Origin of the sequence: Salimicrobium salexigens, from assembly GCF_900156705.1 — a bacterium.
Lineage (GTDB): Bacteria > Bacillota > Bacilli > Bacillales > Halobacillaceae > Salimicrobium > Salimicrobium album.
This window is the reverse complement of sequence record NZ_FTOK01000008.1, coordinates 38,856-60,908: the sequence shown is the minus strand read 5'-3', so window position 1 is coordinate 60,908 and position 22,053 is coordinate 38,856. Positions and strand designations below refer to the sequence as shown.

Sequence of the window (22,053 nt, the reverse complement as noted above, 5' to 3'; positions counted from 1 at the left end):
TCTCCCGTCGATTATATCACAACTGTCAGGAGATGATACCAGTGCTTACTGTACGTAAACCAATATCTGTCGAGGAAGCTATTGAACGATGCCGGGCGAGAGTGAAACTCCAGGATATACAAAAGATCTCTCTTTACGAAGCGGAAGGAAGAGTGCTCGCTTCTCCCGTTTACGCCGATCAGTCGCTGCCTCCTTTCGACCGCTCCCCTTATGACGGATACGCATTACGTGCCGGGGATACGAAAGGAGCAAGCGGAGAAAACCGTGTGTATTTAAAAGTGATCGATCATATAGGAGCGGGAGATGTTTCGGAATGTATTCCCGGTGAGAAAGAAGCGGTACGTATCATGACAGGGGCAAAGCTTCCGGAAGCTACGGATGCTGTAGCTATGTTCGAACAGGCCAGAGAGGAAAAAGAAGGGTTCTCGCTCAGAAAAACCTTCGTCCCGGGGGAAAACGTTTCGTTCGCAGGTGAAGATGTACAGGAAGGAGAGCTCCTTCTCGAACCGGGAAGGACGATTACAGCCGGAGTGATCGCTTTGCTGGCCGGGGCCGGAGTGGTGGAGGTTCCTGTGTATAAAAAGATGAAAATAGGAATTATAGCTACCGGTTCTGAACTGGTAGACGCAGGAGTCTTCCCCCCTCCTGGAAAGATCAGGGATTCGAACACCCCGATGATTGCAGCCTCCGTAAAAGAAGCCGGAGCAGAACCGGTCGTGTTTGCCGGTGTTAAAGATGAAGAAGAAAGTCTCCGCAAAGCTGTCGTGCAGGCTCTTGAAGAAACAGATGCCCTCATTACTACGGGAGGTGTATCAGTAGGTGATTTCGACTTCATGCCTGCTATTTATGAATGGGTGGGAGCGGAAGTCCTTTTCAACAAGGTCGGTATGAGACCCGGGAGCGTCACGACGGTGGCTGTAACGGAAAAAGGTACCTTTTTATTCGGTCTTTCCGGAAACCCCTCAGCCTGTTTCACGGGTTTCGAACTGTTCGCCAGACCGGTACTCCGTGAAAGCATGGGTGATCGTTTCCCTTATCGTGCTTTTGAATACGGACGGTTAAAGGAGTCCTTCCCGAAAAAGAATCCATTCACCAGGTTCGTACGTGCGGAATATGACCGCTCCACCGGAGAAGTGAATCCGGCAGGGTTTAATAAATCCAATGCAGTAGCTGCTCTTGCAAAAGCGAACGTTCTGGTCATTCTCCGGGGCGGTACGTCAAACATAGAAAAAGGGGAGAAGGTAGCTATGATGATGCTCCGTGATACGGAAGGGGTGGACCGATGGGAAATCCCCGGACACTCCAGGTAGTCGGCTTTCGGAAGTGCGGCAAGACAACATTAATGAATTCCCTCGTCAGACTGGCCACAGAAGAAGGGGCGAAAGTAGTTACGATAAAACATCACGGTCATCCCTCCCCTTTGATCCTCCCGGATAAGGATACGGACAGTATGCAGCACTTCCGGGCTGGAGCGGATGCCTCAATCGTTTACGGAAATGGTGTTATGCAGATGCATGAGAGGTGCGAAGAAGACGGGGCGCTTTCTCATATGTATGAAGAAGCAGTAAAAAGGAACCCGGATTATATTTTAATAGAAGGTTTCAAGCAGGCGTCTTTTCCGAAAATTGTACTGTGGAGACAGGAAGAAGATAAACAAAAGCTTATGGCTCTTCCGCAGATTTATATGATGAAAGAAGCGGGACTGGTGCATGAAAAAGAAGAAGTGAAAAGGTGGTGGGAAGAATGGATAAGAGATATGAAGTGACGGATTCTCCTCTCGACCCCGGCAAGTATATTGCAATGGTTACGAGACCGGAAGCAGGAGCTGTCGCTACATTTACCGGTCATGTGAGAGAGTGGACAAAGGGGAGACGTACATTATCCCTTGCCTACGAAGCCTACGTTCCGATGGCCGAGCGTATACTGGAAACCATTGCAGAGGAAGTGAAGGTGAAATGGCCGGAAGCGGAAGTGGCTGTAGGGCATCGGATCGGGCCGCTTGCTATCTCCGACATAGCAGTCGTAGTAGCCGTTTCTACTCCTCATCGGCACGCCTCCTATGAAGCGAACCGTTTCATTATGGAACGTATCAAAGAAGACGTGCCTATTTGGAAAAAAGAAATCCAGGAAGACGGCGAATGGTGGAAAGGGGAGGAAGTACAATGATACAGGTGTTATATTTCGCTTCTATGAAAGAAGCATCAGGTTTAGCGAGTGAACGGATAAAATGGCAGGGCGGGACGCTCGGGGAAGTCATGGAGAAAGTTACTGACCTTCATCCTTCAATCAGCTGGGATGGGGTGCGTGTTGCGCTGAATGAGGAGTTCTGTTCAGGTACACAAGAAGTGGAATCTGGAGATATCGTCGCTTTCATTCCACCGGTGAGCGGGGGATGAGCAGCCGGACGGGCGTGGTACTTGCCGGAGGTAAATCGAGAAGGTTTGGCAGACCGAAAGCGTTCGAAACCCATGAAGGAAGTTATTTTTATGAAAGATCTGAACATGCGCTCCTGCCCTGGACAGACCAGGTCGTTATTCAGACTTCTTTGGAACTGCAGCCTTTTTTTCCGGAGGGGAAAGTATATACTGACATGGAAAAGTGGAGAGGGGAAGGGCCTATGGCAGGTCTGTATACGGCGATGAAAAGGGAAGAATCAGAACATTTCATCTTACTGCCATGTGACGTTCCCTTCCTTACCCCCGAGGTGATAGGTGAAATGATTGTCTGGAAAAAGGAGAACGGCATTACTGTTCCTTGTGCTTTAAAAGGAAGCGGACGACTTCACCCTCTCATCAGCATCTGGGAGGCGAAGGACACAGATAAAATCAATCATCTGCTCGAACAAGGGGAGCGATCGGCACACCGGGTTTTTTTGAATCTCGGAGGAGTATCCGTGGAGGCTGCTGCTTTAAAAGGAGTAACCGGGAAACACCTGTGTAACGTTAATACTGAAGACGAATACAAAAAGGGGAGTTTACTATGAAAGAAGCAGTCACTGACCGATTCGGAAGACCTATGCGAGATTTGCGCATATCGGTGACCGACCGGTGTCAGTTCCGTTGTTCCTACTGTATGCCGAAAGAGATTTTTGGAACGGATTATGCGTTCCTTCCTAAACAGGAACTTTTATCTTTCGATGAATTGGAGAAAGTGGTGAAAATATTCGCTGAAAAAGGAGTGAAAAAAGTCCGGATTACAGGAGGGGAACCGCTGATGCGACCGGGACTCCCGGAACTGGTGCGCCGTATTTACGCCATAGATGGTATCGGAGACATAGGTCTTACGACGAACGGAGTGCTGCTCGGTCATTATGCCAAGGAACTTTTTGAAGCGGGGTTGACCCGGGTAAATGTGAGTCTGGATGCTATAGATGAAGAGTTGTTCCGGAAAATGAATGGTCAGGGGGTGCCACCGGAGAAGGTCTTTAGAGGAATCGAAACTGCTCTTGCTTTCGGATTTCAGGTAAAAGTGAATATGGTAGTGCAACGGGGGGTGAATGAACAGGAGATACTGCCACTTGCCCGCTACTGTAAGGAGAAAGGTATAACTCTTCGTTTCATTGAATTCATGGATGTAGGCAATGATAACGCCTGGAGTTATGAGCGTGTGATTCCAAAAACGGAGATATTGAACATACTTTCCGAAAAGTATGAACTCGCTCCGGTCGAGAGGGATTATTTCGGGGAGGTAGCCAGGAGATATAAATATGGAGACAGTCAAGAGCAGGTAGGCTTCATAACTTCCGTCTCGGAGTCTTTCTGTTCAAGCTGTACGAGAATCCGTCTGTCTTCTGACGGGAAGTTATTCAACTGTCTTTTCGCTTCGGAAGGACGTGATCTGAAACAGCTGCTCCGTGGAGGAGCATCGGATCAGGAGCTCAGAGACTTCATTACAGGGAACTGGAGAGATCGGGACGACCGCTATTCGGATGAGAGATGGGAACAGAGGAAATCCGGAAAGAAAAAAATAAACATGTCTTATATCGGTGGATAGAACCAGGAGGGATGCATCAGTTCCCCCTGGTTTTTGTATGGAAAATTTTCAGCTTTCCGTATAGAGAAGCTGGATGCCCATAGCTATAAAGACGAGCCCCGTCACTTTGTTTAAAATCATGCCGCTTCGGCTCTCTCCGCGCAGTTTCGCTGTTGTGAACGAAGCGAGCAGAGCGGTGATGAAGAACCATATCGTCCCGGTGGTCGTAAAGATGAGCCCGAGCGTCAGAAAAGAAAGGGAAGCGCTCATTCCGCTGTCTGCCTGGACGAACTGAGGGAGAAAAGCGAGAAAAAATACGGCTACTTTCGGATTTGTTACGTTGGTGATCATTCCCTGGACGAAAATCTTACGGTTCGACTGTTTCGGTATTTCTTTCTTATCTCCCTCCGCCTTCTTTTTGGTGAGAAGGATCTGTAGACCGAGATAACCGAGATAGCAGGCACCGATGATTTTGACGACGGTGAACAGGAAGGCCGACTGCATAAGAAGTACGGATAGACCGAGTGCCGCCAGAATCGTATGTACAAGGATTCCGGCGGAAATGCCGAGGGCGGAGTATGAGCCCGCGCCGAGCCCCTGGGAAGCGCTTCGTGATACAATGTACATAGTGTCGGTGCCCGGAGTAAGGTTCAAAAGGACGGCAGCCAGAATAAATGCTTCTATATTAATGAGATCGATCATGTTTTCTGTCTCTCCTTTTTTCTTTTCATTATAAGGAAAGAGGGAAGATGATGAAACATTATTTCTTTTTATTCGTACAGGGTAAGAAGGAGTTTATCATAGGGAGGCCACGTTCATGTCTACACTCTTCGGTGTTCTTATCATTGTCGCTTTTTTATCCCTGCCTTTTTTCGTGGCAAGACTGGTCGATCGCCTTACCGGAAAACATAAACGTATGCACAGGAATAAAGAAAACGTGGAACGTCAGAGCCGTTCAAAAGCAGCACAAGAAGCACAGGATGATGCTTATCGTAAATCCGGGAGTGACGTCCACGGTCCGGGAGGGCCCGGTGATTAGACAGAGGAGGAGAAGGAAATGAATGAAAAAGCATGGCGCTACTGGAAAGATTACTGGAACGGTGTGCAGGCACCGGAGAACGTTTCGGCCTGGGCATTCGGTATAGATGAAGACGAATTAGCGGGACTCGTAGTACGCGGAATCAAGACAGCCACATGTTCTCTCTATGAGGAATATGCCGCAGAAAATGATCCTCTCCCCGATGAGGGGGAATATAGTATTGTACTTGATTCCAATGAGGAACCGGCGGCGATCATCCGTACGAATAAGGTGACAGTCATGCCGATGAACGAGGTGCCGGAATCGTTCGCCTTCAGGGAAGGGGAAGGAGACCGTTCCTATACATACTGGTGGAACGAGCACGAGAAGTTTTTCCGCACGCTTATGGAGGAACTGGGTAGAGAATTTACGGAAGACGTGCTCGTCGTCTGTGAAGAATTTGAACTTATAGATGCGAGGGATAAGTAATGGAGATACGACTATTGCAGCCGGATGATGCGAACATGTACTGGGATTTGAGGCTCGAGGCGTTAAGGAACAATCCGGAAGCATTCGCTACGAGCTATGAAGAAGCGATGTCGAAGGAGGACCCGGTCCGCGAAGTGTCCAAACGTCTTGCCGATGCGGACAGTTTCACATTCGGAGCAATCTGGGACGAGGAAATTGTAGGAATGATGACGCTCGTCGTGCAGGACACGAGCAAGTTGAGACATGTTGCTCACCTTATAGGAGTGTACGTCTCCCCCGTCGTCCGCAATAAAGGAGTAGGGGGTCAACTGCTTCAGAAGACGATCGAAAAAGCGAAAGAAGAAGGGTATATTGAAAAAATTAACCTGTCCGTGGTGACGAACAACGATTCCGCCATCCGACTTTATGCAAATGCCGGGTTTGAGACGTGGGGTGTGGAGAAGAACGCTTTGAAGATGCATCGGGAATATTACGACGAACAGCACATGACTCTGGAAATTTGAGTCCTTGACCGAAAGAAAACAGTTTTCAAAGAGGAACGAATATTTTAAAGAAGAGGGATTTGTTATGCAGACGGACACACCTAAAGCCGGTTTTGGAAAAAGACTGGCAGCCTTTCTCGCAGATAGCTTCATTATTAATATGGTAGCTGTCTTTTTATACTTTCTGATCACTGGGGAACTTACATCAGAAGTTTCGAGCAGCTATGCCTATGTACTGCTGGATGCTTTGTACCTGACGATCCTGCCTGCTGTCTGGGCCGGGTACACCCTTGCAAAGCGTCTGATGGATATACGTGTTAAAAAACTTAACGGGAATGACGTGACGCTTCTTGATATGTTCATCCGGGATTTTGTCGGGAAGGTGCTGCTCAGTGTCATCACTTTCGGAGTGTCCACTCTGGTGAGTTTTGTGATGGTCATTGCAACGAAGCAGCGCCGGGCCATACACGATTATATGGCCGGCACGTACGTTCATTCCGGATAATATCAAGGGGAGACCAACTTCAATCCGATGACGGCAGCGATGATGAGTGATAGAAAAAAGATGCGTTTGCCGTCTTTCGGTTCCCCATATAAAATCATTCCGAACAGTGCGCCACCTGCTGCTCCTATGCCTGTCCATACGGCGTAGGCAAGCCCCATCGGCAGTGTTTCCATGGAAATAGCCAGAAAAAGAAAGCTGGCTGTGAACCCTGCAGCGAGCAGAAGGAGGGATGCGACTGAACGTTCAGAGTGAAATTTGTTGATCATCAGAACCCCGAACATTTCTCCGAGTCCTGCGATGATTAAGTAGACCCATGCCATTATGCATCCTCCTCCGGTGTTACCATTTTAAGACCGATTATACCTGTGAGAAGAAGGGAGATCATCAGCACTTTCCCTACACTTGCCGCCTCTCCGAAAAACAACATTCCCGAGAGTACGGTTCCTACCGTACCGATTCCTACGAAAACGGCATATGCTGTTCCGGCGGGAAGTTTCTGTCCGGCCATAATCAGATAATAGAAGCTGACAACTATAGCGATAACGGTACCTGTCCAGTCGAGGACGCTGTCGGCATGTTTCAGCCCGATGACCCATCCTATTTCAAACAGGCCGGCTATGATTATTTTAAACCAGTGGATACTCATTGTTCATTCCTCCCAGCATTCATCGTAGCACAATTTTTTACATTGTAAGAATGAAATCACTTTAATAGATTTCAGGCAGAAAAAAAGCCCCGGACAGGGCTTTTTTTAGATAAACATTAAGACAATTGAGAATAGTATTCCAGCAGTTGTGAGCACCATAAGAGAAGCTCCCCAGGATTTTTTATCCATCTCAAAGTAGTACCTGTACCCTGCAGTGAATAATGCGAAGAACGAACTGAAAATGTAAAACCCGGGTGGGATTGTAACGGATTCCATCGTTCCTTCCACAATAAGGGCCATAATCACTCCCGCAACAATCAGTACCGTAAGAAAGTTTATGGTTTTCGTCAATTGGAATAACACCTTTTTTCTTATTGTCATTAAAAAATAAACATACTTTCTTTAGTATAAAAGGTTAAATTCTTGTTTGCTTAGGACTGATTTTTTGTTTATGCGTTCATGAAAACATCTTCTAAAGATTTCTCGTCAATTTTTACCTCATACAAGGAAATGCCCGAATCGACTATAGCCTTAGTTATTTTCGGAATGTCTTCTTCGGATTTGACAATTAATCGGGCACTGGTTTGCCTCCCTTCTCCGAAAATGATATTCAGTTGGTGGAGATTTGTAAGTTCCTCGATTTTTTCAGTCGTGAGCATTGGTATTGTTCGAACCGAAAAACCTATATTACTTCCTTCTTCGACTTTCTTTAATTCCTCTGGAGTTCCAAACTTTTTAATGACACCATTGCTCAAAATCCCGACCCTGTCACTGATCCTCTCAATTTCATCAAGGTTGTGGGAAGTCAAAAAAATGGTTTTCCCGCTTTTTTGCAACTCGCTTATTAAGTTACGAATATAAATAGCTGATTCCGGATCCAGCCCTGAAGTTGGCTCATCAAGAATAATGAGTTCCGAATCACCAAGCAGGGCTTGGGCTATGCTGATTTTCTTTTTCATACCAAAAGAGTACGATTTAATCTTTTGGTCTTCTGCTCCCTCTAAACCGACTTTTTTTAGAAGTTCAGTATACCCCGCTTTGGAACGCTTATCTTCTGTAAGTTCCCCCATATATTTTAAAAAATTATACCCTTTCATATGATGATACAGGTTAGTGATATCCGGCATGACGCCCATTTTTCTTTTGATGGTATTAAGTTCGTTGTCCGGCGTGTCGAAAATCGTAAATGATCCGGATGTCTTATTAACAATGCCTGTTAAGATGTGAATCAACGTTGACTTACCTGCCCCATTATGACCAACAAACCCGAAAACTTCTCCTTTGTTAACTGTCAGGTTAATGTCTTTTAATACGTCTGTGTTTCTATATTCTTTTCTTAAGTTTTTTACTTGAACAATACTCTCCATTTATAAATCTCTCCTCTTTATAATAAAAACAGATAGTGTGAAAAAGACTGTTCCGATAATCAGTGGCACGAATGACATAGTTAATTGCTCGCTATAATAAAATGGGAGGATGTATTTTGCGGGAATTAGATACCATTTATCAATTTCTATTGCTGCTACGTTCAAAACTGGTAAAGCAATACCAAGCATGATACCAAAAAACATCGATAGTTTAGTTTTAGATATTATTGTTGAAATTAGCATTGTGAAACTGATGAAATAAAAGATTAAAACTAGCGTCTGCGCATAAAATTCGATAGACCATGAACCTGAAATAGCAAATATAACTATGTAGCTGATGGTTATTACAGCCCACCAGAATAAAGTTACCCCTAATAATTTTCCGAGTAATATCTGACCTCTGGATATTTTAGTTACAAGCAATCGGATAGTTCTGGATTCAGTTTCACTATTAACTATGTCGTGAGAAATGGAGAACACAAATAATGCGCCAAAGGCCATTATAATAAACGTGATGGCTGTGGCATAAATCTCCTCAACGCTTATAGCATTTTTTCCACTTAAAAACTGGTTGATCAATACTTGGTTATTTTGAAAAAATCTGGAGGAGTAGTAAGCGACCAGTGTTAAGAATAGTATAATTAAGACAGATCGAACACTTCTGAAAGATTCAATGAACTCTCTTTTTAATACATGAACCAATTTTTCTCATCCTTTCTATGTCGTTGTCATCCCGGAAAAAGCTAGTTGAATCCCTTTGAAAGTTTCTGAATTGCATCTCTATGATCACAACGAATTCAGTGGGTCTATTTTTAATTAAAATTTCTGCAAGTGTTCTTCTTGTAAGACTCCGAGTTCATAACTGATTCTGGTAAACTTTCTTAACTACAGGACTTATCAGTATCCTGAATAATAATAATGAAAAGATAAGTACCTGTGCCGTTAGAGACACATCAAGGTAAATCGACACAATAAAGGCGATCAAAGTCAGGGAATCCATAATAGAATTCATTGTTTCCCCTGATTTCGCATTAACCCACACATTACGTTCATCATGGACTTCGATGTCACTTCGTTTTTCCCCTTTTTCTGTTACTTTGTCCTTTCTATGTTCTATGTAAGTCTGAATTGATATCCCTGTCAGTGCTATACCTAACCCTCCAATCCCAAAGGGCCAATCGTTAATGTTGCTCATCACAAATATGAAAATCCCGGTACATGCCAAAATTACAGCAGTAATTAATTTAAAGATTTTTCTGTTCATAATCCTGACTCCTCCTCTTCGAAAGTAAATAGTTCTTCAATACTGATGTTAAAAATCTTTGCAATTTTATAGGCTAAAAGTACAGAGGGATTATATTTTCCTTTTTCCAGAGAAATAATCGTTCTTGAGGAAACTGAAACTTTATCAGCTAACTGTTGCTGAGTCATATTCTTTTCTTTGCGAAAGTATTTGATATGATTCTTCAATCCGGAAACATCCTCTTCTGAAAAATATATATTAAAAAACACGAAGTTAACTTCATGTGAAATTAACTTCATGTTATAACGTTAAAATTACTTTGTCAATGCGGGAATAATGTAATCGTTAGAAGGTGAATTTTGTTGTTTTAGTATAAACGCTCTTATCCGATATCGATGAATTTGCCGGGGTTCATGATGTTGTTCGGATCTAGGGCTTTTTTGATCGACTTCATAATGGAAAGAGACGCTCCGTGCTCCGCTTCCAGGTACTTCTTCTTCCCGATTCCGACGCCGTGCTCGCCCGTACAGGTGCCGCCCCGGGCCAGAGCGTGTTCAACGATAGCTTCATTGAACTGTTCCGCTTTGTGCATCTCGTTCTCATCATTTTTGTCGATCATGACGAATGCGTGATAATTGCCATCTCCGGCATGTCCCACAAGTCCTCCCGGAAGCCCCTGTCTGTCGAGCTCTTCCCGGCCGAATACGATAGCTTCGGCAAGAGAAGAAATAGGAACGCAAACATCTGTTACCATCATGGAACGTCCCGGATAGGCGTGGGTGTAGGTGTAAGCAAGGTTGTGCCGGCCTTCCCAAAGTTTCATGCGTCCCTGGGTGTCTTTTTCGAACGTCACGGACGTGCAGCCGTGGTCCGAAAGGATCTCCTTTGCAAATGCCACGTCCTGATTCAGTCCCGCTTCATTTCCATGAAACTCAAGGAAGAGAGTGGGGTTCACTTCATAATCCGTTTCTATCCAGTCGTTCACCTGACGGATGGAACTTTCATCCACGATTTCCATACGGGCCACGGGAACGCCGGTCTGAACAATGGAAGTTACGGCATTCACTGCTTCCGTCATCTCTTTGAAAGTGGCACGGGCGGCCGTAATATGCTCGGGGATTCCGTATACTTTCAGCGTAATTTCACTGATGCATCCGAGGGTGCCTTCGGATCCTGTGTAAAGGTCGTTGAGGTTATAACCGGAGGAAGATTTCTGGGCCAGGCTCCCGGTATGGATGATCTGTCCGTCCGGAGTCACGACTTCCAGGTTGCGGATCTGGTCTTTCATCACCCCGTACTTGACGGACGTAGTGCCGCTCGCATTGGTAGCCGTCATTCCGCCGATCGTGGCGTCCGCACCCGGATCCACCGGAAAGAAAAGGCCATGTTTCTTCAGTGCTTTATCAAGCGTCGAGCGGGTGACGCCCGGCTGGACGCGGACGAGAAGGTCCTGTTCCCGGATTTCAAGAATATCATCCATCTCCGAAAAGTCGATGGAGAACCCTCCCTGTACAGGTACGACGTGCCCTTCGAGACCGGAGCCGAGTCCGAACGGTGTGACCGGGACTCCATTTTCATTTGCCAGCTTCAGAATATGACTGATCTCCCGGCTCGAGCGCGGGAAGAGGACGACTTCAGGTAAAGCAGGCGTGTGGTAGGACTCGTCTTTACTATGGTGACTACGTATCGTTTCGTTCGTACTGATTTGTTCTTCGCTCAAAATTTCCTTCAGATGCGACAGCACTTCACGTTTCATGAAAACGCCTCCTCTTTTTCTCCGATTATACATAAGTCAGCAGATTTTTACAGTTTATGAAATAATATTTCAAAAATTAATTAATTAGTTTGACATAAAATTTTAATAGTATTATAATCTTAAGTAATAAAAAAGGTGGGGGTTGAATGGACTACATCGTTGGTGTTGACGGAGGAGGTACTAAGACGGAAGTCGCTTTTTACCGGAGAGACAGTCTTCATGAAACAGATGATGTGCTGTTCGGCCCCGGTTCGAATCCGAGAGCTTCCGGGTACGACATGAGTGCCGAAAGAATCGCTGCACTCATTGAAGAGGGTATGAAGAAATTCCATATACCTCCGGACTCTGTCACAGCAGTGGGAGCCGGAATAGCAGGAGCGGGACGCTTTCAGGAACAGGAAGAATTGACGACACGGTTGCGGTCGCTTTTTTTAAAACTTAATATGTCAGAAAATTTAAAAATCGATGTGTTTTCGGACAGTAAAGCTGCACTTCAGGGGGCTCTGCATCCCGATATGACGAGCGGCATGCTGATCATCTCGGGCACGGGGTCCAATGCTGTAGCTGTGGAGGATGGGGGGTTTTTCAAAAGCGGCGGCTGGGGCCATCTTTTCGGAGACGAGGGCAGCGGTTTCGATATTGGCAAGAAGGCACTGCGTCGCACCACTAAAGAAAGAGACGGACGTGCAGCTCCCTCCTCCATACCGGGGATTATTCTCAGGGAGCTCGGCCTTATGCATGCGGAGCAATTGATCGGACACTTCTACCAGTCGGAAGATCAGAAGAAGGAGATAGCTGCTCTCGCCCGGCCGCTGATTGAACATGAGCATTTACCGGAGGTACAGGCTATTCTGGAAGAGGCCGTCCAGGAGCTGGTGCTCCATATCGAAAGTCTGCATCATAAGATGAGAAGGGAGGACGGGGAGCTTCCTGTCTTTACTGCAGGAGCAATTTTCAACAATTCTTCTTTTATGCAGGAAGCATTCCGGAACTATATTGAAACCAGAGGGCTGGGCGTTATCCGGCACATATATTCGTCCCCGTCTTCCGGCGCGGCGAAACTTACAGAGAGGAGAGGGTGCTGATGGGAGAAGACAAACTTCAGTCCCTGGTCACAGAAAGCAGGAACCCGGACAGTATGTCCATTGATATGGAATCGACTATGGGCATGCTTGAAATAATGAACCGGGAGGATGCCAGGGTGGCAGAAGCGGTGGCGCGCGTGCTCCCCGAAGTTGCGGAAGTAGTGGAGAAGACGGTGGAGAGCTTGAAAAAAGGCGGAAGGCTGTTCTATGCAGGGGCAGGCACGAGCGGACGCGTCGGTTTTATGGATGCTTCCGAATGTCCTCCTACGTTTATGACCCCTCCGGAGCAGATACAGGCCATTATGGCCGGAGGAGGAGAAGCTTTCGAACAGGCGAAAGAGAATGCGGAGGATGAGGAAGAGGCAGGGTACCGGGATCTGGACGCAGCCTCACCCGATGACCGGGATGTCGTAATCGGAATTACGGCCAGTGGAAGGACTCCATATCCGGTAGGGACGCTGAAAAGAGCGGGAGAAGCGGGGGCGTACACGGTGGCTCTTTCCTGCAATCCGGAGGCTCTTATAAGCACATATGCCGATACAGCCATCGAAGTCATCGTCGGTCCGGAAGTTCTTACAGGGTCTACGAGACTGAAAGCAGCCACCTCTCATAAGATGATCCTGAATATGATCAGCACTTCCGTTATGATACAGCTCGGGAAAGTTTACGAGAACCTTATGGTGGATGTTCACGCAAGTAACTACAAGCTCCGCAGAAGAGCGGAAAGTATTTTGAAAACGGTTACAGATACAGGTGAGGAGGAAGCTTCCCTTCTGCTTAAGAATGCCAACTACGAAGTGAAAACAGCGATTATGATGAAGAAGGCGGATATCTCCTATGAAAAAGCGAAAGAAATTCTCGATGCCTGTGACGGCTACCTCAGAAAAGCCGAGAGTTCTATTTCACATTGATTTGTAAGCCTCAGGGCTTCAAATAAATATTATTCAAGGGGGATTTGTGTTGAAAAAAAGCTGGAAGTACACATTTGCTGCGTTACTGCTTCTCGTCTTAATGGTTGTCGCCGGTTGTGCACCCGGGTCCGGTGGGGAAGAAAACAGTTCCGAAAAAGATTCGTCCGGTAGTGGGGACAGCTCCGAAAGCGGGGGAGACGGAGAGATTTCCGGGGAACTTGAAATCCAGTATTTTGTCGGGGGATACGGAGATTCCTGGTGGAAGGAAGTAATCGCCGACTTCCAGGAAGAATATCCGGACGTTTCCATCAAGGAACACGCAGGCCCTAACATCAACGAAGAGATGAGATCGCGCTGGGTTTCGGAAGATCCGCCCGATGTCGTTTACATTGATGGCGCGGGATCGAGTGAAACTCAGATGGTGGAAGACGGTCAGCTGATGAATCTGAGCAGTTTTCTGGATGGGATGGAGCTTGAAGACGGCACGCCGCTGAAAGACAGTTTCATCGTGGAACCTGCGAAGTACGACGGAGAAGTTTACAGTCTGCCGCTGGTTTTTGATACGTGGGGTACCTGGTATGACAGCGCCTGGTTTGAAGAAAAAGGATGGGAAGCGCCTGAAAACTTCCCGGATTTCATGGAGACGATGGGAACGATTAAAGACGAAGAAGGTATCGCGCCATTTGTTACTACAGGACAGCATCCTTATTACTTCCTGAGAGGTATGATGTACCCGGCTTTTGGAGCCCGGGGCGGCGACGAACTGCTGACGCAGACGATACAGGGTCAGGAAGGGGCCTGGAGCAGTGATGAAGTGATGGAAGTCATCAAAAATATTGAAGAAATGCAGAAGGAAGGATACATCGATCCGGACTTTGGAGCCCTGAACCACACCCAGTCCCAGATGAATTTCCTGAATCATGACAATGCTTTTATCCCGGTAGGCTTCTGGCTGCCGAACGAAATGGCGAAAGATAAGCCGGAGGACGTGAAATACGGATTCATCCCGTCTCCGATGCAGAAAGAAGGCGAACCTTACGCGATTGTTCCGGACCTTCGTCCTTTGGCTATTGCGGAAAAAGCCGAGAATCCTGAAGCGGCTAAAGCGTTTGTGGAGTTCGTTTATACGAAAGAGTATGCCACTTCTTTCTCCGAGCACACCGGAGCACTGATGAACCTGCAGGGCGTCGATTTGACGGAGTCCGACGATGTGCCGGAATTCCTCATCCAGGCGAACGAAATGATCAACGACCCGGATAAGGTACAAATCTATCAGAAACCTCATCCGATGAGTGCCGATCTCGAAACGCCGATCAGTAACTCCCTGGTCTCCCTCATGCTTGGGAATATTACGGCGGAAGAATTCGTGGAAGAAGCAGAACAGGCTTCCAAAGAATACCGCAAATCTCTGGAATAAGAGTGGATACGGAGGTGTGAACCTGCACCTCTGTATTTTCTTTTCACAAATTCACCGGTCTGCCCGGATTACATGAAAAGAGGGGGAAAGTATGGTCCAGTCAAAAAAACAACGGTACCTGTTTCTGGCTTTTTGCCTCGTACCTACGTTTCTCATGTTTGCCTTATTCACCTTGTATCCTCTGTTCAACGGTCTTTACTACTCTTTCTTTCAGTGGTCGGGATCTTCTTCGCTGGCGGAATTTACGGGCTTCGACAATTACCGGAAACTTTTCAATGACGAAATTATTCCGGCGACGATCTGGCATGACTATTTTCTCGTCATTACAAAAATTATCGGCATTATGATTCTTGCGACGTTTTTTGCCGTAGCTCTGACGCAGATGAGGATAAAGGAAGCACCGTTCTACCGGATTGTGTTCTTTTTCCCGAATATTATGTCCGTCGTTGTTATCGGGATACTGTGGATGTTTATTTATAACCCGAGTCTCGGACTCGTGAACTCCGGACTGGAGTTTTTAGGTCTCGGGGAGTGGACGAAAGCGTGGCTTGGAAACGAAAAGTGGGCTTTGCCGAGTCTCGTGCTTCCGTCTGTGTGGGCAGGGATCGGGTTGTTCATGCTCATGCTGATGGGAGGTATTTCAAACATCTCGAAAAGTTACTACGAAGCCGCCGAAATAGACGGGGCCAATGGATGGCAGCAGTTTTGGAAGATTACGCTTCCGCTCGTCTGGCCGCAGATCAAAATCTCCATCCTTTATATCATCATTACGACGCTGAACGGTTCCTTCATCATCGTACAGGTTATGACCAAGGGTGGCCCCAACAACGCTACACACGTCATGGGATCGTATCTGTATGAAGAAGCTTTCGTAAAATATAATTTCGGCTACGGCGCGACGATAGGCGTCATGATTTTAGTACTTTCTCTGATTACCGTACTCATCATGCAGTATTTCATGAGACGTGAGAAAGTGGAATATTAAGAGGAGGGATGGCGAAGTGAAACGGAAACAGGGATTTTGGACGAAAATCGGTGTCAGAATTCCTCTTGTTCTATGGTCTCTGGCGGTTCTGTATCCGATTCTCTGGATGATTCTCGGTGCTTTCAAATCGAACGCGGAAATCTACGCAAATCCTTGGGGACTGCCGGATTCATTCAGTTTCGGAAACTTTATCGACGCCTGGTCCAATTACAACATCGACATCAGTGTATTCAACAGTCTTATCGTTACGGGACTGGGTGCTTTACTGACGCTGGTTATGGCAATACCTACCGCTTATGCACTGGAACGGCTCAGGTTCCGCGGGAACCGTTTGCTGTTCACTCTATATATTTCCGCCATGATGATTCCGATGGTGCTCGGCTGGATTCCTTTGTTTTTCCTGCTTATGCAGCTGAACCTGCTCGATAATATTTTCGGACTTGCTATCGTTTATGCTGTCAGTCAGCTTCCTTTCAGCATTTTCGTACTGACGAGCTTTATGGCTACGATTCCGAAATCTCTGGAAGAGGCTGCGGCAATAGACGGAATGAGCCCTTATAAAATTTTATGGAAAATTATCACCCCTCTTTCCATGACCGGTATCATTACAGTTACGATTATGAATATGATACAGTTCTGGAATGAGTATTTTATGGCTCTCATCTTTTTACAGTCGGAAAATAACTACACGCTGGCTCTGGCCATCGACTATATCAGTAATGAAACCCAGTATACGAATTCCTGGGGGACGCTGTTTGCGAGTCTGGTTATCGCCATCGTGCCGGTGATTATTCTGTACGCGATTTTCCAGCGGCGTATTGTTAAAGGAATGACAGAAGGAGCCATCAAAGGGTAGGTGTAAACATGAAGCAGCCGTTGAAAGGCGGGCTGGTTATGCTTTCGGAAATGAAAGAAAACCTCGCCCCTTCCGAGAAAAAGATTGCCGCATTCATTCTTGACCATCCGCACGAAGCAATCCACTGTACAGCAGCTCAGCTCGGGGAACTCAGTGGTACGAGCGGAGCGGCAGTGATGCGTTTGTGCAAATCGCTGGATCTGAAAGGTCTGCAGGAGCTGAAGCTGCGGATTTCCGGCGATTTGCAGAAAGAAGTGGCATCATCGTACCGCAACATTCAGCCGGGGGAAGAGATGGATGCTATCGTAGATAAAGTGACGAATAATAATATGCAGGCTATTCGTGAGACGACGGAATTGGTGGATTTTGCCGGGCTGGAAAAAGCGGGAGATGCTGTCGTGAAGGCCCGCCGGCTGCATTTCTTCGGTGTGGGGGCCTCAGGTATCATCGCTCAGGACGCCCAGCAGAAATTTCTCCGCATGAATATCGCGACCTCGGCATTTACCGATGTTCATAATGCAGTGATGGATATCGCAAATATTAAAGAAACAGATGTGCTGATCGGCATATCTTTCTCCGGAGAAACGAGAGAAACGGCACTCGTCATGGAAGAAGCGAAACGAAGAGGTGCGGTGACGATCAGCATTACCCGTTACGGTTCCAATACCGTCGCGTCTTTCGCCGATATTCCTTTGTATATATCGGCGTCCCGGGAAATTCCTGCTCCATTCCGGAGCGGGGCCACCTCCTCAAGGATGGGTCAGCTTCATATGATCGATCTTTTATTTACCAAGGTAGTCACTTCTCATTTCGAAGAAGCTTCCGGATATTTTGAACAGATCCAGGACATTATGACACGGCTTAAGTGAACAGATGCCGACTCGAAAAGCCCCCTGACTCTCCGGTTTCCCGGAAACTCAGGGGGCTTTTGTTCGAAGTTAAGACGAAAATGCTTCAGATACAGGAGTGAACTCATACCCGAGGGCTTTAGCTACTGCTTCGTAAGTCAGGTGTCCATTCATGGTGTTGATTCCTTCTTCGATGGCTTTATTGCCCTGGGCGGCCTTTTGGACGCCTTTGTCGGCTATAGTGACTGCATAAGGCATGGTCACGTTTGTAAGGCCGATAGTGGCTGTTCGTGGAACGGCGCCCGGGATGTTTGCAACTGCGTAATGCAGGACGTCATGTTTTTCATAAATAGGATCATCGTGAGTGGTAATGTGATCCACTGTTTCAAAATTACCGCCCTGGTCGATTGCTACATCAACGATGACAGAGCCTTTGGTCATGGATTTGACCATATCTTCCGATACCAGTTTCGGCGCTTTAGCACCCGGGATAAGGACAGCGCCAATGACCAGATCTGCCTGTTTGACGGCTTCCGAAATGTTCATAGGATTCGACATCAGCGTCTGGATATCTCCGCCGAACTGATCATCGAGTTCGCGCAGACGATCCGGGTTAAGGTCGAGAATCGTAACGTTCGCTCCTAGACCGATAGCGATTTTGGCGGCGTTCGTACCAACGATCCCGCCACCAATGACGACAACGTTTCCTCTGGAGACGCCGGGAATGCCTCCAAGGAGAATACCTTTTCCTCCATCGGATTTCTCTAAATACTGGGAACCGATCTGCGTAGCCATCCGGCCGGCTACCTCACTCATGGGAGTAAGCAGCGGGAGTTTACCGTTCGAGGCTACCGTTTCGTAAGCGATGGCTGTAACTTTGCTGTCAGTCAGGGCTTTTGTAAGTTCCGGTTCAGCAGCCAAATGAAGGAAGGTGAATAGAATAAGTCCTTCCCTGAAGTGTTTATATTCGGACTCCAAAGGTTCTTTCACTTTCATAACCATCTCGGATTTAGCCCATACGTCAGCAGCACTGTCGATCATTTCAGCCCCTGCCTCTTCGTACTCTTTATCAGCGAAGTTTGAACCGAGACCTGCCTCTTTCTCTACGAGCACGGTGTGTCCTGCTTTTTTCAGATGCAGAACTCCTGCAGGTGTAATAGCTACGCGATTTTCATTGTTTTTAATTTCTTTAGGTATACCGACAATCACAGAAAATGACCACCTTTCCATCTTAATTCTTATCTCTCATTATAACTGATGTAAGCGCATAAATATTTAGATAAAGAATAAAAAATGAAGCTTTTCATTTGTGTAATTACACAAACGGCACCCGTTACCCCTGAATGATCAGGTCGATAAACAGTTTCGTTTTCTGATTGGTATCCTCAAGATCGACACCGGTAATTTCCCTGATTCTTTTCAGCCGGTACAGCAGCGTGTTTGTATGAATGTGCAGCTGCCGGGCCGCCTGGTGCGTGCTGTTGTGGTGAAGGAAGGAGCGGAGTGTCTCCAGAAGGCTGGTGTTGTGACTCCGGTCGTAAGCTTTGATAGCTTCTATTACGCTGTTCTTATAATTCTCTTGTTCATAAAGCGCGGAGATTTCCTGAATAAACTGATAGACGCCAAGTTCCCGAAAGGTTGTCACACCGGACAGAGCTTCGGGATAGCGGTTCTTCAGTTCCAGCGTTTTTTGAGCCTGACGATAGCTGACGTGAATATCCTCCGGCCTTGTACATACTTTTCCGTAAGTACTGCGGATACCAGAGATGCCGGTTCTTTCTTCCAATTTGTCTCTGAAGCCCCGCAACAGCTCCTGCGTCACGTTCTCGGCCTCGTCCTCGTGTGTGTGGATAAGGAGGAGAAGCAAATCGTTTTCGAACATATGAGAAATGATATTCTTCCGGCGGAACGTTTCAGTCAGGTACGAAGCATGTCTTCCTACAGAGGGAGTGATGGATTCCGTGAACTCCAGTACGGCTACTGACAGGCTGCCTTCCAAAGAAAGATGAAGCTTTCGTGCCTGCTTTTCAATTTCTGCATGGCTTCCCGCAGTTCCTTGGAAGAGATGGTGCATAAAGCTTCGGATATTTTCTTCTTTTTCCCGTTTTCTGTCACGCTGTTTCTGAAGGTGTCTCGAAGCAAGTGAGGCTGCTTCCTTTAATTGCCTTATCTCGTCGTCGCCCATCTTTGCCTGTTTCGTCTGAGCCCAGATGAAGCCGAGGACTTCTTTGTTTTTCCAAACGGATATGGCAATGCGGTCACCGAGACCGATGGACGGGAGAGGGGAGACGAAGACCGGGGTCGCGCTTTCGAACAGGCTTCCCATGACCCCTGCCTGCCACAGGCCGTTCACTACGTGCTCCGGCACTTTTCTCTGCATAATCGTTGCACTTCTTGCATCATCTACGTTCGTTTCATGGCTGCTGTAGGAGATGATACGGTGATTGGCATCTTCAATTGTGACCGGACAGCCGAGTTTTCCGGCAACATAGTCTGCCAGGCCTTCAGGGGAATTCGGAATCTGATCGATTTCTCGGTTGAGTGACATAGCATTGCTCCTTCTGATTTCTTGCTTGTATTTTACCATGCAGGAAGAACATCCGTCAGTCGTATGAAGCGCCGGGGAGGTTTTTGCAGTTATGACTCCCCGTCCCCGGATGTAAGGACGAGTTTTCTCATTATGGTAGAAAAAAGGAGTTCCTGTTCCTCCACACGCAGTCCGGCTTTTTGGATATTAACCATCGTTTCCCTGTTTATATTAGCTCCGACGATATGGAGGCCGACCGGATTCAGCACGTCCATCATTTTTCCTACCCATTCGGTATCGCTCCGCATGTGCTCAAGCATCAGTACTTTACCCTCCGGTTTCACGACACGGTTGATCTCCCGGAGACCGCGGACGGGATCAGGGACGGAACAGAAGACGCAGGTGGAGACGACATAGTCGAATGAATCATCAGGAAAGTCCAAATGTTCCGCATCCATCTCCCGAAGCGTGATAGAACCGGGAAGGGAGGTGGCTTTCTCTTCTGCTTTTTCAAGCATTTTCCTGCTGAAGTCTATCCCTGTAACTTCTGCCGTTCCCGGATAAAAAGGCAGGTTTGCACCGGTCCCGACTCCTATTTCAAGGACGGAGCCGTCCAGGTCTTTCAGTAAATCTTTTCTCCATTTATCTTTGATCATATGGTCCATCATGTCGAAAACGCCGGACACACGATCGTACCTTTTTTTGATTTCTTCCGTTCTGCTCATGCCAAACGCCTCCCTGGTCAATTTGTGTTGCTATGAATAAGTGTATCCCTTATAATGCATTCATACCAATTATCGTCAGACTTTTTAGAGAGAAGGTAGAAAGTTATGGAGAGAATTTACAACTTTTCGGCGGGGCCTTCCATGCTTCCGCTTCCTGTTCTCGAACAGGCGCAGAAAGAACTTACGAACTACAAAAACTCAGGAATGTCCGTCATGGAGCTGAGCCACCGTTCCGGCTGGTTCAAGGAAATCATTGAAGGGGCGGAACAGGGACTGCGTAATCTGATGAAGATCCCGGATAATTATCGTGTGCTTTTTCTTCAGGGAGGCGCGAGTCAGCAGTTTTCCATGGTGCCGATGAACCTGCTCGGTCCTTCGAAAAAAGTGGATTATGTACACACTGGGTCGTGGTCGAAAAAAGCGATGAAGGAAGCGGAGAAATTTGCGGAAGTAAATGTGATCGCCTCCAGTGAAGATGGAAACTTTACGTACATTCCGGAAGTAACGGAAAATATGATTGATGAAGAAGCCTCTTACGTTCACATTACTACGAACAACACGATTGAAGGAACGGCTTTCCGGAATATACCTGACACGGGGGACGTACCACTTGTTGCAGATATGTCTTCGAACATTCTGTCTGAAGAGGTGGACGTATCAAAATTCGGACTTATCTATGCCGGTGCCCAGAAGAATATAGGACCGGCGGGTCTTACTGTAGTCATTATCCGTGACGATCTGATCGGTCATGCAGACGCGAACGTACCGGCGATGCTCGATTATAAAACGCACAGCGATGCCGGGTCGCTTTATAATACGCCACCGACGTTTGCAATCTACATGGCGAAACTTGTGTTTGAGTATATTGAAAATCTCGGCGGGTTGAAAACTATGGAAAAGATAAACCGGGAGAAAGCGGATCTTCTATATGAAACGATAGAAAACTCCGATCTTTTCACCTCTCCCGTTAAGAAGGACAGTCGTTCTCTCATGAATATCCCTTTTGTCAGTCCTTCTGCACAAACGGATGCTGAATTTCTGGAGGAAGCACAAGAACGTGGTCTTGAAACGTTAAAAGGACATCGGTCTGTCGGCGGAATGCGGGCGAGCATCTACAACGCTATGCCGCAGGAAGGAGTTCAGGCTCTCGTTCGCTTCATGGACGAGTTTGAGCATCATCGTAATAAATAGAAAGAGGAAAGCCGCAGGTATCTGCGGTTT

The 22,053-nt window shown here is 47.0% G+C and carries 29 protein-coding genes; 17 read left to right on the top strand and 12 right to left on the bottom strand.

Features of this window, described 5'->3' with window-relative positions; translation table 11 throughout:
* Nucleotides 1-41: 41 nt before the first annotated feature.
* Genes BW931_RS10475 through moaA form a run of 6 tightly spaced genes read left to right on the top strand, consistent with a single transcriptional unit; the run spans nucleotide 42 to nucleotide 3,993 of the window.
* The gene (locus BW931_RS10475; protein ID WP_076572128.1) at nucleotides 42-1,310 is read left to right on the top strand and encodes a molybdopterin molybdotransferase MoeA; all 1,269 of its coding nucleotides are present in this window, start codon (nucleotides 42-44) and stop codon (nucleotides 1,308-1,310) included.
* The gene (gene mobB, locus BW931_RS10470; RefSeq protein ID WP_076572126.1) at nucleotides 1,283-1,765 is read left to right on the top strand and encodes a molybdopterin-guanine dinucleotide biosynthesis protein B; all 483 of its coding nucleotides are present in this window, start codon (nucleotides 1,283-1,285) and stop codon (nucleotides 1,763-1,765) included. The genes BW931_RS10475 and mobB overlap by 28 nt, the downstream gene beginning before the upstream one ends.
* Complete coding sequence (locus BW931_RS10465) at nucleotides 1,744-2,166, top strand: molybdenum cofactor biosynthesis protein MoaE (protein ID WP_076572124.1); 423 nt, start codon at nucleotides 1,744-1,746, stop codon at nucleotides 2,164-2,166. The genes mobB and BW931_RS10465 overlap by 22 nt, the downstream gene beginning before the upstream one ends.
* Nucleotides 2,163-2,396 carry a MoaD/ThiS family protein gene (locus BW931_RS10460; RefSeq protein ID WP_076572122.1) on the top strand — a complete coding sequence of 78 codons (234 nt, stop codon included), beginning with the start codon at nucleotides 2,163-2,165 and terminating at the stop codon, nucleotides 2,394-2,396. Before BW931_RS10465 ends, BW931_RS10460 begins: the two co-directional genes overlap by 4 nt.
* Nucleotides 2,393-2,983, top strand: coding sequence for a molybdenum cofactor guanylyltransferase (locus BW931_RS10455; protein WP_076572120.1), 591 nt, complete (start codon nucleotides 2,393-2,395; stop codon nucleotides 2,981-2,983). The genes BW931_RS10460 and BW931_RS10455 overlap by 4 nt, the downstream gene beginning before the upstream one ends.
* Nucleotides 2,980-3,993 (top strand): GTP 3',8-cyclase MoaA, encoded by a 1,014-nt coding sequence (gene moaA / locus BW931_RS10450; RefSeq protein ID WP_076572118.1) that lies wholly within the window; start codon nucleotides 2,980-2,982, stop codon nucleotides 3,991-3,993. The genes BW931_RS10455 and moaA overlap by 4 nt, the downstream gene beginning before the upstream one ends.
* A 48-nt stretch (nucleotides 3,994-4,041) precedes the next feature.
* Here moaA and BW931_RS10445 read toward each other — a convergent pair whose 3' ends face one another.
* A complete protein-coding gene (locus tag BW931_RS10445; RefSeq protein ID WP_076572116.1) occupies nucleotides 4,042-4,674 on the bottom strand; it encodes a LysE family translocator in 633 nt (210 codons plus the stop codon).
* A 115-nt stretch (nucleotides 4,675-4,789) separates the two neighbouring features.
* Here BW931_RS10445 and BW931_RS10440 point away from each other — a divergent pair, with 115 nt between their 5' ends.
* The 4 genes from BW931_RS10440 (at nucleotide 4,790) to BW931_RS10425 (ending at nucleotide 6,466) form a co-directional block, all read left to right on the top strand.
* Nucleotides 4,790-5,011, top strand: coding sequence for a hypothetical protein (locus BW931_RS10440; protein ID WP_076572114.1), 222 nt, complete (start codon nucleotides 4,790-4,792; stop codon nucleotides 5,009-5,011).
* Nucleotides 5,012-5,029: 18 nt separating this feature from the next.
* The gene (locus BW931_RS10435; protein ID WP_076572112.1) at nucleotides 5,030-5,479 is read left to right on the top strand and encodes an ASCH domain-containing protein; all 450 of its coding nucleotides are present in this window, start codon (nucleotides 5,030-5,032) and stop codon (nucleotides 5,477-5,479) included.
* Nucleotides 5,479-5,982 carry a GNAT family N-acetyltransferase gene (locus BW931_RS10430; protein WP_076572110.1) on the top strand — a complete coding sequence of 168 codons (504 nt, stop codon included), beginning with the start codon at nucleotides 5,479-5,481 and terminating at the stop codon, nucleotides 5,980-5,982. The genes BW931_RS10435 and BW931_RS10430 overlap by 1 nt, the downstream gene beginning before the upstream one ends.
* Nucleotides 5,983-6,046: 64 nt before the next feature.
* The gene (locus tag BW931_RS10425; RefSeq protein ID WP_076572109.1) at nucleotides 6,047-6,466 is read left to right on the top strand and encodes an RDD family protein; all 420 of its coding nucleotides are present in this window, start codon (nucleotides 6,047-6,049) and stop codon (nucleotides 6,464-6,466) included.
* Between the two features lie 2 nt (nucleotides 6,467-6,468).
* On the opposite strand, the gene BW931_RS10420 is transcribed toward BW931_RS10425, so the two are convergent.
* The 8 genes from BW931_RS10420 to BW931_RS10385 form a co-directional block, all read right to left on the bottom strand.
* The gene (locus BW931_RS10420) at nucleotides 6,469-6,786 is read right to left on the bottom strand and encodes a DMT family transporter (RefSeq protein WP_076572107.1); all 318 of its coding nucleotides are present in this window, start codon (nucleotides 6,784-6,786) and stop codon (nucleotides 6,469-6,471) included.
* Complete coding sequence (locus tag BW931_RS10415; RefSeq protein WP_076572105.1) at nucleotides 6,786-7,112, bottom strand: DMT family transporter; 327 nt, start codon at nucleotides 7,110-7,112, stop codon at nucleotides 6,786-6,788. Before BW931_RS10415 ends, BW931_RS10420 begins: the two co-directional genes overlap by 1 nt.
* A gap of 105 nt (nucleotides 7,113-7,217) precedes the next feature.
* A complete protein-coding gene (locus BW931_RS10410; RefSeq protein WP_076572103.1) occupies nucleotides 7,218-7,463 on the bottom strand; it encodes a hypothetical protein in 246 nt (81 codons plus the stop codon).
* A gap of 98 nt (nucleotides 7,464-7,561) precedes the next feature.
* Nucleotides 7,562-8,479 (bottom strand): ABC transporter ATP-binding protein, encoded by a 918-nt coding sequence (locus tag BW931_RS10405; protein WP_076572101.1) that lies wholly within the window; start codon nucleotides 8,477-8,479, stop codon nucleotides 7,562-7,564.
* Nucleotides 8,480-9,181 (bottom strand): ABC transporter permease, encoded by a 702-nt coding sequence (locus BW931_RS10400; protein WP_076572099.1) that lies wholly within the window; start codon nucleotides 9,179-9,181, stop codon nucleotides 8,480-8,482. It abuts the gene before it with no gap.
* Between the two features lie 154 nt (nucleotides 9,182-9,335).
* On the bottom strand, nucleotides 9,336-9,743 hold the full coding sequence (locus BW931_RS10395) for a hypothetical protein (protein ID WP_008589088.1): 408 nt from the start codon (nucleotides 9,741-9,743) through the stop codon (nucleotides 9,336-9,338).
* Nucleotides 9,740-9,949, bottom strand: coding sequence for a helix-turn-helix transcriptional regulator (locus BW931_RS10390; protein WP_008589091.1), 210 nt, complete (start codon nucleotides 9,947-9,949; stop codon nucleotides 9,740-9,742). Before BW931_RS10390 ends, BW931_RS10395 begins: the two co-directional genes overlap by 4 nt.
* Nucleotides 9,950-10,104: 155 nt before the next feature.
* Nucleotides 10,105-11,478 carry an FAD-binding oxidoreductase gene (locus BW931_RS10385; protein ID WP_076572097.1) on the bottom strand — a complete coding sequence of 458 codons (1,374 nt, stop codon included), beginning with the start codon at nucleotides 11,476-11,478 and terminating at the stop codon, nucleotides 10,105-10,107.
* A 146-nt stretch (nucleotides 11,479-11,624) separates the two neighbouring features.
* Between BW931_RS10385 and BW931_RS10380 the strand changes: the two genes are divergently transcribed.
* The 6 genes from BW931_RS10380 (at nucleotide 11,625) to BW931_RS10355 (ending at nucleotide 17,601) form a co-directional block, all read left to right on the top strand.
* The gene (locus BW931_RS10380; protein WP_076572095.1) at nucleotides 11,625-12,563 is read left to right on the top strand and encodes an N-acetylglucosamine kinase; all 939 of its coding nucleotides are present in this window, start codon (nucleotides 11,625-11,627) and stop codon (nucleotides 12,561-12,563) included.
* Nucleotides 12,563-13,474 carry an N-acetylmuramic acid 6-phosphate etherase gene (gene murQ, locus BW931_RS10375; protein ID WP_076572093.1) on the top strand — a complete coding sequence of 304 codons (912 nt, stop codon included), beginning with the start codon at nucleotides 12,563-12,565 and terminating at the stop codon, nucleotides 13,472-13,474. The genes BW931_RS10380 and murQ overlap by 1 nt, the downstream gene beginning before the upstream one ends.
* 49 nt (nucleotides 13,475-13,523) lie before the next feature.
* The gene (locus BW931_RS10370) at nucleotides 13,524-14,891 is read left to right on the top strand and encodes an extracellular solute-binding protein (protein WP_076572091.1); all 1,368 of its coding nucleotides are present in this window, start codon (nucleotides 13,524-13,526) and stop codon (nucleotides 14,889-14,891) included.
* 91 nt (nucleotides 14,892-14,982) lie between these two features.
* Nucleotides 14,983-15,876 carry a carbohydrate ABC transporter permease gene (locus BW931_RS10365; protein WP_076572089.1) on the top strand — a complete coding sequence of 298 codons (894 nt, stop codon included), beginning with the start codon at nucleotides 14,983-14,985 and terminating at the stop codon, nucleotides 15,874-15,876.
* A gap of 16 nt (nucleotides 15,877-15,892) precedes the next feature.
* Nucleotides 15,893-16,732: a carbohydrate ABC transporter permease gene (locus BW931_RS10360; RefSeq protein ID WP_008589103.1), complete on the top strand. Its 840-nt coding sequence runs from the start codon at nucleotides 15,893-15,895 to the stop codon at nucleotides 16,730-16,732.
* Between the two features lie 8 nt (nucleotides 16,733-16,740).
* Complete coding sequence (locus BW931_RS10355) at nucleotides 16,741-17,601, top strand: MurR/RpiR family transcriptional regulator (protein WP_076572087.1); 861 nt, start codon at nucleotides 16,741-16,743, stop codon at nucleotides 17,599-17,601.
* Between the two features lie 69 nt (nucleotides 17,602-17,670).
* On the opposite strand, the gene ald is transcribed toward BW931_RS10355, so the two are convergent.
* The 3 genes from ald to BW931_RS10340 all read right to left on the bottom strand — a co-directional run bounded on the left by ald (nucleotide 17,671) and on the right by BW931_RS10340 (nucleotide 20,832).
* Complete coding sequence (gene ald, locus BW931_RS10350) at nucleotides 17,671-18,789, bottom strand: alanine dehydrogenase (RefSeq protein ID WP_076572085.1); 1,119 nt, start codon at nucleotides 18,787-18,789, stop codon at nucleotides 17,671-17,673.
* A gap of 124 nt (nucleotides 18,790-18,913) precedes the next feature.
* Nucleotides 18,914-20,128: a PucR family transcriptional regulator gene (locus BW931_RS10345; RefSeq protein WP_076572083.1), complete on the bottom strand. Its 1,215-nt coding sequence runs from the start codon at nucleotides 20,126-20,128 to the stop codon at nucleotides 18,914-18,916.
* Nucleotides 20,129-20,217: 89 nt separating this feature from the next.
* The gene (locus BW931_RS10340; protein ID WP_076572081.1) at nucleotides 20,218-20,832 is read right to left on the bottom strand and encodes a class I SAM-dependent methyltransferase; all 615 of its coding nucleotides are present in this window, start codon (nucleotides 20,830-20,832) and stop codon (nucleotides 20,218-20,220) included.
* Nucleotides 20,833-20,937: 105 nt separating this feature from the next.
* On the opposite strand from BW931_RS10340, the gene serC reads away from it, so the two are divergent.
* The gene (gene serC, locus BW931_RS10335; protein ID WP_076572078.1) at nucleotides 20,938-22,023 is read left to right on the top strand and encodes a 3-phosphoserine/phosphohydroxythreonine transaminase; all 1,086 of its coding nucleotides are present in this window, start codon (nucleotides 20,938-20,940) and stop codon (nucleotides 22,021-22,023) included.
* Nucleotides 22,024-22,053 lie beyond the last annotated feature (30 nt).

Excerpts from the sequence above, each read along its gene's own strand:
- BW931_RS10440 (WP_076572114.1), top strand. The coding sequence starts at position 4,790 with ATGTCTACACTCTTCGGTGTTCTTATCATTGTCGCTTTTTTATCCCTG.
- mobB (WP_076572126.1), top strand. The coding sequence starts at position 1,283 with ATGGGAAATCCCCGGACACTCCAGGTAGTCGGCTTTCGGAAGTGCGGC.
- BW931_RS10430 (WP_076572110.1), top strand. The coding sequence starts at position 5,479 with ATGGAGATACGACTATTGCAGCCGGATGATGCGAACATGTACTGGGAT.
- BW931_RS10340 (WP_076572081.1), bottom strand. The coding sequence starts at position 20,832 with ATGAGCAGAACGGAAGAAATCAAAAAAAGGTACGATCGTGTGTCCGGC.
- BW931_RS10355 (WP_076572087.1), top strand. The coding sequence starts at position 16,741 with ATGAAGCAGCCGTTGAAAGGCGGGCTGGTTATGCTTTCGGAAATGAAA.
- serC (WP_076572078.1), top strand. The coding sequence starts at position 20,938 with ATGGAGAGAATTTACAACTTTTCGGCGGGGCCTTCCATGCTTCCGCTT.
- BW931_RS10415 (WP_076572105.1), bottom strand. The coding sequence starts at position 7,112 with ATGAGTATCCACTGGTTTAAAATAATCATAGCCGGCCTGTTTGAAATA.
- murQ (WP_076572093.1), top strand. The coding sequence starts at position 12,563 with ATGGGAGAAGACAAACTTCAGTCCCTGGTCACAGAAAGCAGGAACCCG.
- BW931_RS10405 (WP_076572101.1), bottom strand. The coding sequence starts at position 8,479 with ATGGAGAGTATTGTTCAAGTAAAAAACTTAAGAAAAGAATATAGAAAC.
- BW931_RS10385 (WP_076572097.1), bottom strand. The coding sequence starts at position 11,478 with ATGAAACGTGAAGTGCTGTCGCATCTGAAGGAAATTTTGAGCGAAGAA.
- BW931_RS10465 (WP_076572124.1), top strand. The coding sequence starts at position 1,744 with ATGGATAAGAGATATGAAGTGACGGATTCTCCTCTCGACCCCGGCAAG.
- BW931_RS10460 (WP_076572122.1), top strand. The coding sequence starts at position 2,163 with ATGATACAGGTGTTATATTTCGCTTCTATGAAAGAAGCATCAGGTTTA.
- BW931_RS10345 (WP_076572083.1), bottom strand. The coding sequence starts at position 20,128 with ATGTCACTCAACCGAGAAATCGATCAGATTCCGAATTCCCCTGAAGGC.
- moaA (WP_076572118.1), top strand. The coding sequence starts at position 2,980 with ATGAAAGAAGCAGTCACTGACCGATTCGGAAGACCTATGCGAGATTTG.
- BW931_RS10435 (WP_076572112.1), top strand. The coding sequence starts at position 5,030 with ATGAATGAAAAAGCATGGCGCTACTGGAAAGATTACTGGAACGGTGTG.
- BW931_RS10425 (WP_076572109.1), top strand. The coding sequence starts at position 6,047 with ATGCAGACGGACACACCTAAAGCCGGTTTTGGAAAAAGACTGGCAGCC.
- BW931_RS10380 (WP_076572095.1), top strand. The coding sequence starts at position 11,625 with ATGGACTACATCGTTGGTGTTGACGGAGGAGGTACTAAGACGGAAGTC.
- BW931_RS10420 (WP_076572107.1), bottom strand. The coding sequence starts at position 6,786 with ATGGCATGGGTCTACTTAATCATCGCAGGACTCGGAGAAATGTTCGGG.
- BW931_RS10365 (WP_076572089.1), top strand. The coding sequence starts at position 14,983 with ATGGTCCAGTCAAAAAAACAACGGTACCTGTTTCTGGCTTTTTGCCTC.
- BW931_RS10455 (WP_076572120.1), top strand. The coding sequence starts at position 2,393 with ATGAGCAGCCGGACGGGCGTGGTACTTGCCGGAGGTAAATCGAGAAGG.
- BW931_RS10395 (WP_008589088.1), bottom strand. The coding sequence starts at position 9,743 with ATGAACAGAAAAATCTTTAAATTAATTACTGCTGTAATTTTGGCATGT.
- BW931_RS10445 (WP_076572116.1), bottom strand. The coding sequence starts at position 4,674 with ATGATCGATCTCATTAATATAGAAGCATTTATTCTGGCTGCCGTCCTT.